This is a genomic window from Dyella sp. 01N36 (genome assembly GCF_056399745.1).
Genome location: NZ_JBFTRY010000116.1, coordinates 1 through 11,308, shown reverse-complemented (window position 1 = coordinate 11,308; position 11,308 = coordinate 1). Strand labels below are relative to the sequence as shown.

12 protein-coding genes are annotated in these 11,308 nt (G+C 65.4%); 3 read left to right on the top strand and 9 right to left on the bottom strand.

What is annotated here, in order from left to right:
- Positions 1–69 precede the first annotated feature (69 nt).
- From AC1DMG_RS15570 to AC1DMG_RS15560, 3 genes are all read left to right on the top strand, one after another.
- A complete protein-coding gene (locus AC1DMG_RS15570; protein ID WP_441604209.1) occupies positions 70–882 on the top strand; it encodes a creatininase family protein in 813 nt (270 codons plus the stop codon).
- A gap of 33 nt (positions 883–915) precedes the next feature.
- Positions 916–2,091, top strand: a complete 1,176-nt coding sequence (locus tag AC1DMG_RS15565) for a YncE family protein (protein WP_441604208.1) — start codon at positions 916–918, stop codon at positions 2,089–2,091.
- A gap of 473 nt (positions 2,092–2,564) precedes the next feature.
- Entirely contained in the window at positions 2,565–3,557 is a 993-nt protein-coding gene (locus tag AC1DMG_RS15560) for an LLM class flavin-dependent oxidoreductase (protein ID WP_477178466.1), read from the top strand.
- Positions 3,558–3,566: 9 nt separating this feature from the next.
- Here the strand turns inward: AC1DMG_RS15560 and AC1DMG_RS15555 are convergent, their stop codons facing one another.
- The 9 genes from AC1DMG_RS15555 to AC1DMG_RS15515 all read right to left on the bottom strand — a co-directional run.
- Positions 3,567–4,508, bottom strand: a complete 942-nt coding sequence (locus tag AC1DMG_RS15555; protein ID WP_441604206.1) for an HDOD domain-containing protein — start codon at positions 4,506–4,508, stop codon at positions 3,567–3,569.
- Between the two features lie 188 nt (positions 4,509–4,696).
- Positions 4,697–5,956 carry a TIGR03862 family flavoprotein gene (locus AC1DMG_RS15550; RefSeq protein ID WP_477180726.1) on the bottom strand — a complete coding sequence of 420 codons (1,260 nt, stop codon included), beginning with the start codon at positions 5,954–5,956 and terminating at the stop codon, positions 4,697–4,699.
- Between the two features lie 142 nt (positions 5,957–6,098).
- On the bottom strand, positions 6,099–6,848 hold the full coding sequence (locus AC1DMG_RS15545; protein WP_441604204.1) for a slipin family protein: 750 nt from the start codon (positions 6,846–6,848) through the stop codon (positions 6,099–6,101).
- A gap of 23 nt (positions 6,849–6,871) precedes the next feature.
- The gene (locus tag AC1DMG_RS15540; RefSeq protein WP_441604203.1) at positions 6,872–8,242 is read right to left on the bottom strand and encodes an NfeD family protein; all 1,371 of its coding nucleotides are present in this window, start codon (positions 8,240–8,242) and stop codon (positions 6,872–6,874) included.
- Positions 8,243–8,332: 90 nt separating this feature from the next.
- Positions 8,333–8,803, bottom strand: a complete 471-nt coding sequence (locus tag AC1DMG_RS15535) for a hypothetical protein (protein WP_477180727.1) — start codon at positions 8,801–8,803, stop codon at positions 8,333–8,335.
- A 113-nt stretch (positions 8,804–8,916) separates the two neighbouring features.
- The gene (minE, locus tag AC1DMG_RS15530; protein WP_441604201.1) at positions 8,917–9,186 is read right to left on the bottom strand and encodes a cell division topological specificity factor MinE; all 270 of its coding nucleotides are present in this window, start codon (positions 9,184–9,186) and stop codon (positions 8,917–8,919) included.
- Positions 9,187–9,191: 5 nt separating this feature from the next.
- The gene (minD, locus tag AC1DMG_RS15525; protein ID WP_046970574.1) at positions 9,192–10,007 is read right to left on the bottom strand and encodes a septum site-determining protein MinD; all 816 of its coding nucleotides are present in this window, start codon (positions 10,005–10,007) and stop codon (positions 9,192–9,194) included.
- Between the two features lie 43 nt (positions 10,008–10,050).
- Entirely contained in the window at positions 10,051–10,818 is a 768-nt protein-coding gene (gene minC, locus AC1DMG_RS15520; protein ID WP_441604200.1) for a septum site-determining protein MinC, read from the bottom strand.
- A gap of 8 nt (positions 10,819–10,826) precedes the next feature.
- A partial coding sequence (locus tag AC1DMG_RS15515) for a GNAT family N-acetyltransferase (RefSeq protein WP_477180725.1) occupies positions 10,827–11,308 on the bottom strand: 482 nt, incomplete at its 5' end.

The window sequence follows — 11,308 nt, the reverse complement described above, 5'->3', positions numbered from 1 at the left end:
TGTCGCGCACAGGGTGCGCTCCCACAGGGGGGCGTTCTACACTTGGCGCCTGCTTTTCAGGACCATCCGATGCCTTTCCCGTCGTTGCGAACCCTTGCCTGCGGGCTGCTGTTGCTGAGCGCCCACGCCGCCTTCGCCCAGACACCGCACACCGTGCAGCTGCAGGACCTCACCTGGACCGAAATTCGCGATCAGGTCCAGGCCGGCAAGACCACCATCATCATTCCCATCGGCGGCACCGAGCAGAGTGGCCCGTACATCGCCGTGGGCAAGCACAACGCACGTGCAGCTTTCCTCTCGCAGAAGATCGCCGAACGTCTGGGCAATGCGCTGGTGGCGCCCGTGGTGACCTACGTGCCCGAAGGTGGCACCGCGCCACCCAGTTCGCATATGCGTTTCCCCGGCACCATCACCATCCCCGATGCCGTGTTCGAGCAGATGCTGGAATCGGCCGCGCAAAGCTTTGCCGTGCATGGCTTCCGCAACATCGTCCTGCTGGGCGACCACGGCGGCTATCTGAAGGATCTGGACCGCGTCGCCGCCAGGTTGAACAAAGCCTGGGGCGGCAAGGCGCGCGTCATCGTGCCGCCGGAGTACTACGCCACCTCATCGGAGGGTTTCAACCAGATCCTTCGCCAGCACGGCATCAAGGATGACGAGATCGGCACGCACGCCGGTTTGGCCGATACGTCCCTGCAGCTTGCCGTGGCCCCGCAGATGGTGCGCCTTGGCCAGTTGCAGGATGGCCCCAAGCTGGGCGCCGCCGATGGCGTGTATGGCGGCGACCCGCGCCGCTCCGCGGCTGACCTCGGTCAGCTGGGCGTGAATGCTATTGTGGTAAATACAGTGAATGCCTTGCGTCGCGACACGCAGGCGCACTGACCTCCCCGARTCACCCGACCTAAGTTGTGAGCCATGGCCATCGCTAAATCCCTGCGTTCCTCCCGTCTGTTCCGCCTCGCACCGTTGGCGCTTGCCGCTGCGTGCCTGGCCGGCACTGCCCTGGCGGCTTCGTCCGTCACCACCGTCCCTGGCATGCCGCCGGTGGTGAACGCCGCCAACATGTACAGCGAAGCGGGGCTCAATCACCTCAGCGCCGCCGTGAAGAACGACCCGGCGCGCATCTACGTGCCCAACCTGCGTTCGAACGATGTCTACGTGATCGATCCGGCCACCTACAAGGTGGTGGACAAGTTCAAAGTGGGCGAGGGCCCGCAGCACGTCGTGCCGTCGTGGGATCTGCGCACGCTGTGGGTCACCAACAATGCCGAGCGCAAGAAGACCGGCAGCCTCACGCCGATCGACGCAGCCACCGGCAAGCCGGGCACGGCGGTGCCGGTGGACGATCCGTACAACATGTACTTCACGCCGGACGGCAAGGAAGCGATCGTCGTTGCCGAAGCGTTCGCGCGCCTGGATTTCCGCGATGCTCACAGCATGAAAGAGCATTCCAGCCTCAGCGCGCCGGACTGCAAGGGCATCAACCACGCCGACTTCGCCATCGACGGCAGCTATGCCATCTTCACCTGCGAGTTCACCGGCAAGCTGGTGAAGATCGACATGGTCAACCGCAAGGTGCTCGGTTACCTGGACCTGTCCAAGAAGGGCATGCCGCAGGACATCCGCTCGTCCCCGGACGGCAAGACCTTCTACGTCGCCGACATGATGGCCGATGGCGTGTACCTGATCGACGGCGCCAGCTTCAAGCAGGTGGGCTTCGTCAAGACCGGCGTGGGCACGCATGGCCTGTACCCGAGCCGCGACGGCACCAAGCTGTATGTCGCCAACCGCGGCTCCAACAAGGTGCACGGTCCGCGCGGCGGCAAGGGCAGCGTGTCGGTGATCGACTTCGCCTCGCAGAAGGTGGTGGCCAACTGGCCGATCCCCGGTGGCGGCAGCCCGGACATGGGCAATGTGAGCGCCGATGGCAAGACGCTCTGGCTGTCGGGTCGCTTCGACGACGAGGTCTATGCGATCGACACCGCCACGGGCCAGATCCGCAAGATCAAGGTGGGCCAGGAGCCGCACGGTCTCGCCGTATGGCCGCAGCCGGGCCGTTACTCGCTGGGCCACACGGGCATCATGCGCTGAGCATGAGCGCGCTGGCATAGGCGCGCGATCCCGCTGCTGTCCTTCAACCGCAGCGGGAGTCGATTGACCGCGCGGACGCTGATGCTGCGTTCCACGCCTGTCTCCCGTCGTTGTTGACCGCACCGGCCTGAAAAAAGTCAGGCCGGTGCAAGCACTTGCGTCAAACACGGCGAGTTTCCAACTGTCATGCGGCTGTTATCGCCTTTTCTGAATGCCACTGTTAAATTGTGACGTAGAGCACGTTTTGGCATGCGATTCAGGGAGTGGGCATGAAGGGGAAGCAGTGGCTCGAACGGCTTTTATGCCGTGTTTTCAAGCATCAATGGGCTCGGCCGGAACCCGGTCGCCGCGAATGCAGCCGCTGCGGTCGCGTCGAGGAGCGCAACTGGCGAATGGGCTGAGACGTCGGTCGGCCTCACTGGCAATTGGGGACAGCGTCCCCAATATCGGGGCTTCCCGCATGAGGAAGCCCCATGATTCCGTTCTCCGTCCTCGATCTGGCACCGGTCACCGAAGGCAGCGATACCACCCAGGCCTTTGCCAACACGCTGGATCTGGCCCGTCGCGCCGAGGCGCTTGGCTACCACCGCTATTGGCTGGCCGAGCACCACAACATGCCAGGCATCGCCAGCGCGGCCACCGCCGTGTTGATCGGTCACGTGGCGGGTGGGACCTCGACCATACGTGTCGGCGCGGGTGGCATCATGTTGCCCAACCATGCGCCGCTCCAGGTGGCTGAGCAGTTCGGCACCTTGGCGTCGCTCTATCCGGGACGCATCGATCTTGGCTTGGGACGCGCGCCTGGAACCGACCACGCCACGGCACGGGCGCTACGGCGCTATTTCGACAGCGCCGAGCAGTTCCCGCAGGACGTGGCTGAATTGCTGGCGTATTTCGAGCCGGCGACACCCCATCAGCCCGTGCGCGCCGTGCCCGGTGCCGGCATCAATGTGCCGGTGTGGCTGCTGGGCTCGAGCTTGTTCAGCGCCCGCCTGTCGGCTGCGATGGGTTTGCCGTTCGCCTTCGCCTCGCACTTTGCGCCGGACGCGATGGACGAAGCGCTGGCCCTGTATCGCCGCGATTTCCGTCCCTCGGCGCGCCTGGCCGCGCCGTACGCGATGCTCGGCGTGAATATCGTCGCGGCGGAAAGCGACCAGGAAGCGAAGCGTCTGTTCACTACCCAGCAGCAGAGTTTCGTCAACCTGCGTCGTGGCCGCCCGAGCCTGATCCCGCCGCCGATCGACAATATCGAAGACTTCTGGACGCCCACCGAAAAATTCGGCGTGGAGCATGCGCTCGCTTGCGCGGTGATCGGCAGCGCCGAGACGGTGAAGCAGGGCATCGAATCGTTTGTCGAACGCCATCGCCCGGACGAGCTGATGATCACCGCGAACGTGTTCGATCACGAGGCGCGTTGCCGCTCGTACGCCATCGTGGCCGATGTAAAGCAACGTCTGTCGAGCTGACGCCGCCGATCAGGCCGGCGCGAAACTCCTGCGCAGATCCTGCTGGCAACGCGCCAGCAGCTGCGCGGGAAACGCGGCCACCGGGTCCTCGCTGTAACCAGCCTCGCTGTCGAGCAGGCCTTGTTCGGCGAGGAGCTGGTTCATGGCCAGGCGCTGGGAGACGTAGAGCACGCGACTCATTGGCAGCGTGAGCGCGGCATGGCCGTGCTCGCAATGTTCCACCAGCGCTTCCTGCACGGGCGGCGGCAGATCCCAATGCTGGCCTGCCTGCACGGTGAGTTCGGCGGCGAGCTGCACGCAGCCATCGATGAAGGCCGTTGAGCTGGCGGGCAGTTCGCTGTTCTGCAATTCCTTATCCAGCAAACGCGCCACGGCGCCCAGGCCGCTATAGCCGACCAGGGCCACCAGATAGGCTTCGAACGCGTCGCACTGGCCCTTGCTGAGATACACCGCCGCGTGCGCGCAGCGTTCGGCGTGATCCCATAGACGCTGGCCCACGATCTGCCCGTTGGCACCGGCGCTGGCCATCAGGATGGGCTTCATCACGTAAGACGTCACCACGTGGCGCAGGCCGATCTGGCCGAGCAGCACGACCGCGTGCTGCAGACTGCCCACCGGATGGGCGGTGCGATAGGTGACGCTGCCGGTGACGCGCATGACTTCGCCCACCAGCACCGGATCGCGTTTGATCAGGTCGGCCAGCTGGGCGCCGCTGAGTTTGTCGTTCTTCATGGCGCGCATCAGCTGCGGCAGCACCGTTGGCATGCGCGGCAGACTGCGTACGTCGAAGCGGCCGTTCTCGCACTGGTCCTTCAGGCGCTGGAGAACGGCCTGTTCGCGCGGCTTGTTGGCGCTGTCGCCGGCGTTGACCGGCTGGTTGAGGATGAAGCGGAAAAAACGCTCGGCGAGCTCATCGCCCGAGACCATCCCGTGGGGCAGGCTGGTTTCCACCGGGAGTTCCGGCTCGGGCGCAGCCGGCCGCGTCGCTGCTGGTTCTGCCGCGCGCTCACGCCCGAATACCCGCCACCAGTTCCCCATCATCGTGCTGCCAGCTCCCCTGTGTGGCCCCCGCTACGCTGGGGGTATCGGCAGCTGGCGGAAAAAATGTAGTGCGACTGTGCCGCGCTGCGACGCTCTGCTCAGTTATCGGCAGCAGGGGGCAAATGCTTGATCCATGCCGCCGCCCCGAGTCCGGCGCGGCGGCCGCTGGCAAAGCAGGCGGTGAGCAGGTAGCCGCCGGTGGGCGCCTCCCAGTCGAGCATTTCGCCGGCGCAGAACACGCCGGGCAGGGCGGCGARCATCAGCTGCGGATCCAGCGCTTCCAGCCGCACGCCGCCGCCGCTGCTGATGGCTTCTTCGATGGGACGGGCGCGGGTGAGTCGCAGCGGCAGGCGCTTGATGCTGCGGGCCAGCGTGTCGACATCGTGGAATTGCTGCCGGTCGAGCACCTCGTGCAGCAGCGCGGCCTTCACCCCGGTGAGCCCGGTCTGGCGACGCAGGTGGTCGCTCATGGAGTGTTTGCCGCGCGGCTTGGCCAGATCGGCGCGCAGGCGATCGAGCGTGCGATCGGGTGCAAGATCGAGTTCGATGGTGATGGGGCCGTGCGCGGCGATGGCGTCGCGGATCAAGGCGGAAAAAGCATAGATCAGGCTGCCTTCGATGCCGTGGGCGGTGATCACGCATTCGCCCTGGCGCGCGTGCTCGCGGCCATGCTCATCGCGCAGATGGATCACTACCGGCTTGAGCGGTGCGCCGGCATGACGACCGGCGATATGTTCGCTCCAGGCGATATCGAAGCCGCAGTTGGAAGGCACCAAGGGCGATACATCGACACCGCGGGCAAGCAACGGCGACTGCCATGCACCCTCMGAACCCAGTTCCGGCCAGCTGCCGCCGCCCATGGCAAGCACCGCTGCATCGGCGCGCACCGCATGTTCGCCATCGGGCGTGGCGAWGCGCAGCAAGCCGTCGTCCGTCCAGCCTAGCCATCGGCGGTGCACATGAAAGCGCACGCCATCCTCGCGCAGGCGGCGTACCCAGCCGCGCAGCAGAGGTGCGGCTTTCAGATCGCTGGGAAACACGCGACCGGACGTGCCAACAAAGGTCTCCACGCCCAGCTGGCGTGCCCAGGCGCGCAAGTCGTCCGCATCGAAATCCTCAAGCCATGCCCCCACTTCTCGCGCACGCTTGCCGTAACGCTGCACGAAATCCGGCTTGGCTTCGCCGTGCGTGAGGTTCATGCCGCCCTTGCCGGCGATGAGGAACTTGCGTCCCACCGAGCCCTTGGCGTCGAACACATCCACCGCCACGCCCGCCGCGTGCGCCGCTTCCGCCGCCATCAGGCCGGCAGGGCCTCCGCCGATGACGGCGAGGCGAACGTGGGTGGGCGTGCTGGACATGGCGGGGCGGATGGCGGGTGGTCGGGCATTGTACAGCCAGGCCAACCGCACCCTTGTAGGAGCGCACTTGTGCGCGACCGGGCGGGCGGAAAGGTGGCGTCGCTCACGCGACGCGGTCGCGCACAAGTGCGCTCCTACAAGGTCAGTCGCCCTTGCCGAGCAGCGGCCTCAACAAATCCAGCGGCAGCGGAAACACAATAGTCGAGGCCTTGCCGCTATTGGACATGTCCGACATGGTCTGCATGTAGCGCAGCTGCAGCGCCTGCGGTTGCTGCGAAAGCATCGCCGCGGCATCGCGCAGTTTTTCGGCCGCCTGCAATTCGCCCTCTGCGTGGATCACCTTGGCGCGGCGCTCGCGTTCCGCTTCCGCCTGGCGGGCAATCGCGCGAACCATGGTCTCGTTGAGATCCACATCCTTGATCTCGACATTGCTGACCTTGATGCCCCAGGGATCGGTGGCTTCGTCCAGGATCTGCTGCAGGCTGTGGTTGATCGAATCACGCTGCGAGAGGATGTCGTCCAGCTCGTGCTGGCCCAGCACCGAGCGCAGACGCGTCTGCGCCAGCTGGCTGGTGGCCTGGAAGAAATCCGCCACCTGCAGCATCGCCTTGTCCGGTTCCACCACGCGGAAGTACACCACTGCATTGACACGCACCGAGACGTTGTCGCGGGAGATCACGTCCTGCGGCGGCACGTCCATCACGGTGACGCGCAAATCCACCCGCATCATGCGCTGGACGATGGGAATCAGGATCACCAGTCCCGGCCCCTTGGTGCCGGTGTAGCGGCCCAGCGTGAGCACTACGCCGCGTTGGTATTCGGGCAGCACCTTGATCGAAAGGAACAGCATCGCCACAGCCCAGATCACGATCACGCCGACGAAACCAAACATGAGCCTCTCCTTTGTTGCCGATGTCAGGCGCGGGTGATGCGCAACAGCAAGCCGTCGCGCCCCACCACGCGGATACGTGAGCCGGCCGGCAGCGGGGCGTCGCCATGCACGCGCCATTGCTCGCCGCCGATGCGCGCCCAGCCATCGCCTGCCGCGTCGAGCGGCTCGGTCAATTCGCCGGTGCTGAGCAGCATGCGTTCGTCGCCATTGAACTTGCGTGTGTGGCGGGCGCGCGCGACGAGGCGCAACAAGAGCGCCAGCACCACCACGCCAGCCAGCGCCATGCCGGCGATCACGCCCAGGTTCACGGCGTAACCGGGCACACCGGCATCGAACAGCATGATCGAGCCGATGACGAAGGAGAGCACGCCGCCGATGCCGATGGCGCCCACCGATGGCATCAAGGCTTCCGCCAGCACTAGGCACACGCCGAGCATCATCAGGGCGAGTCCGGCGTAGTTCACCGGCAATAGCTGCAAGGCATATAACCCGACCAGCAGGCAGATGGCCCCGGCCACGCCCGGCAGCAGTACGCCCGGATGGAAGGCCTCGAGCACCAGGCCATAGATGCCGGCGAGCAGCAGCAGATAGGCGATGGTGGGATGGGTGACCAGCCCCAACAGATGCGTGCGCCAGTTCGGCGCATAGTCGCGCAAGGGCAGCCCCGCCAGATGCAGCGTGACATCCTGGCCATCGACGTGCACGCGACGCCCTTCGAGGCGCGCGAGCAGCGATGAAGCATCGGGCGCCACCAGATCCACCACATGCTTCTGCAGGGCTTCGTCGGCGGTCAGCGTGGCCGCGCCTTGCACGGCCTTGCTGGCCCAGTCGGCATTACGGCCGTTGAGCTGCGCCAGCGATCGGATGAAGGCATTGGCGTCGTTGATCACCTTGTTGGATTCCGCATCGGCGCCCGTCAGTGGCGCTGCGTCCGGTGCGGATGTCGCCGGCGACGGCAGCGGAAGCTTGCCGCTGCCGTCCAGCGATACCGGCGTGGCCGCACCCAGATGCGTGCCGGGCGCCATCGCGGCGATGGGGCAGGCATAGAGGATATAGGTTCCTGCCGATGCGGCGCGGGCACCGCCCGGTGCCACGTAACCAATTACCGGAAGAGGGGAGGCAAGAATGCTGGCAACGATCTGCCGCATCGAATCGGACAGGCCACCCGGGGTGTCCAGTTGCATCAGCACTGCCGTTGCGCCGTCGCGCCTGGCGTGTTGAAGAGAGGTGTCTACGTATTCCGCGGCGGCGGGGCCGATCGGGCCGTTGAGTTCGATGCGCGCCACGAAACCGTCGGAACGCGCCGAGCCACCGGCGGCATCGCCGGCAAGCGTGGTTGAGGCCAGCATCGCGGCACATAGCACACTGGCCGCTGTCTTCAGCCATGGTGTCACGCACGGTCTCCCGTTTGGCGATATCACACTGCGCCAGCGGGTGTTGTCTGGGTGTGAGATAAGCGGGAGGTTTTGCTTGGCCCGCTTGGGTCAGCTAAACGCGGGCTGCCCGTCCGGGTTCAGCAGGCCGTGTTCCACCAGCCACTGCCGGGCATTGGCGGCATCCTCGCCGAACCAGGCCTGGGCCGAGCCGAGCCGGAACGTATAGCCCCAGGCATTCATATCGTCCATCAGGCGCTCGCGGCCCACGCCGGGCAGTTCATCCGCCAGCACGATCTGCAGGTAGCAGGTGGCGTCTTCCTCGGCTACGGAATCGGTGGCGTCGGTATGCACCTCGCTGCGGCGCTCAGGCGGCAGCACGATCAGGTGACCGGCTTCATGCAGCAACGAATGCACGGGGGTGTCATCGCGTGCGTAGACCGTCGTGCCGATGATGCCAGCTTCCTCATCGCCCCAGAAACTGCCGGGGATGGGCGTGCCGATATCGACGCGCTGCAGGGCAAGCCCGTAACGCGCAAGCAAGCGCGCAGGCGCATCGAAGCCGATCTCGGCTAGGCGCATCACGCTGGCTTCGTCAGGAGGAGAGGTGGGAACTGGCATGAGGAAAGAGTCGCCGTGGTTCAGCGGCGACGCACATCGCGAAGTGCGTGGCGCGGCAGTGCCGCGCCACGATCTCAGATGGACTTGGCTGGCGTGTTCTCGGGCAGCGCCACGGAGAGCTCGAGGATCTCGTGTCCGCTGTCGCGCTCGACATTGATGTTGATGGCGTCGAGGTCGACGTGGACGTATTTCTTGATCACTTCGAGCAGCTCGTTGCGCAGCAACGGCAGGTAGTCGGGAGCGCCACGGGTGGAGCGCTCCTGAGCCACGATGATGCGAAGACGCTCCTTGGCGAGTCCAGCGGTGGGTTCCGGCTTGCGCTTCAGGAAATCAAGAATACCCATGCCGATCAGCCTCCGAATACGCGCTGGAAGAAGCCCTTCTTCGGCACCTCGAGGAAGCGCAGGGCACGTTCTTCACCAAGGATGCGGGCAACCGTGTCGCTGTATGCCTGGCCGGCAAACGAGTTGTCGTCCAGGATCACCGGCACGCCGGCGTTGGAGGCGGCCAGCACGTTTTCCGATTCGGGAATCACGCCCACCACGTTGATGCCGAGGATTTCCTCGACGTCCTTCACGCTGAGCATTTCGCCCACGGCCACGCGGGCCGGGTTGTAGCGCGTCAGCAGCAGGTGCTGCTTGATCGCGCCGTCGCCGCGTTCGGCGCGGCGCGTCTTGCTGGCGAGCAGGCCCAGGATGCGATCGGAATCGCGTACCGAGGACACTTCCGGGTTCACCACCACGACGGCGTGATCGGCGAAATACATCGCCAGGTGCGCACCCTTTTCGATGCCGGCCGGCGAATCGCACACGACGTAATCGAAGCCTTCCTTGCCCAGGTCTTCGAGCACTTTCTCGACGCCTTCCTGGGTCAGCGCGTCCTTGTCGCGCGTCTGGCTGGCGGCAAGCACGTAGAGGGTCTCGTAGCGCTTGTCCTTGATCAGCGCCTGCTTGAGCGTGGCTTCGCCGTGCACGACGTTGACGAAGTCGTACACCACGCGCCGCTCGCAGCCCATGATGAGGTCGAGGTTGCGCAGGCCGACGTCGAAATCGATCACCGCGACTTTCTTGCCGGCCATGGCGAGGCCCGTGGCAAGCGAGGCACTGGTCGTGGTTTTGCCCACGCCACCCTTGCCCGAGGTGACAACGATAATCTCAGCAGTCAAGGCTCATCTCCGCATGGTTCTTTGTAGTTGTAATGACTGATCGTCAAAGCTTAGCGATCAGCAATTTTTCCCCTTCGAGCCAGCATCGCACAGACTGGCCTTCGAGGTCTTTTGGAATTTGTTCAAACACGCGGTAGTGACCGGCGATGGCCACCAGCTCCGCGCGGAAGTCTGAAATGTATATGCGCGCTTTCTCATCGCCCTGTGCGCCGGCCATCGCACGACCGCGCAAACTGCCGTAGATATGGATGCTGCCGTCGGCAATCACCTCGGCAGCATTGGCGATGGCGCCGGTGACGACCAGATCGCGATCGCGCGCATACACCTGCTGGCCAGAGCGCACGGTGCCTTCGTAGTGCTGCGCACCGGCGTTGGTGACCGGCGCAGCAGGCTCGGCTTCCTGTCGCACAGGCTCCGTGCGACGCACGGGTTCGGCAGCGGCGGCAGGCGGTGCCGGCGGTGCGATGCTGCCGCCGTCGGCGGGCTCATAGGCGGCGCGGAACTTGGCGATCAGCGGCAAGCCCATGCGCTGGGAGAGCGCATCGACTTCGCTGGTGCCATAGGCCAGGCCCACGGGCAGCATGCCGGCGCTGCGCACGGCTTCGAGCAGCGCGTCGACCGTGCCGTCGTCGGGCAGGTTCATCAGGTGACTGAGGTCCAGCACCACGGCGGCGCGGGCAAACAGCTGGGGTGCGGCGCGAACGCGGCGTTCCAGCTCTTCGCACAGCGCCGCTGCGTCCACGCGCTTGATGCGCACGTTGGCGATGCCGACCTGGCCGAAGCGCAGGTCACAGGCGTCTTGTTGATCCATCTTTGCATTCACTGGCGGCGCTCTCCCGCGAGGCGGCGCCGGGTGGTATCGGGGGAGGAGGACGGGTGCTGGCGTTCGGCCAGCCACGGCACATCGGGAAGGCCGTCGTGGTCCAGATAGGTTTCTCGCACGAAGGCGTAGCTGGGCAGGTCCTTGGCGAGCAGGCTCACCTGGGGACCGTCGCTGCCCATGCGCTGCTGGCCCACTTCCTGGAAGCCGTAGGTGCCGTGGAACAGCACCACCACGTCGTCGCGGGGCTCCAGGAACACTTCGCAGGTCAGCAGCGGCACGCGCACTTCCGCATAGCTGGTGACGTCGCAATAGAAAATGCGACCCAGGCCGTGGCGGCGGTAGGCGTTGGCGATGACGATGCGGTCGATATAGGCAAATTGCGGGTAGTGCTCACAGAACCAGCGATAGTTGGGGCTGTCATAGTCCCGACCTTCGCGGAAGGCGACCAGGAAACCGGCAAGATGGCCATCGATTTCGG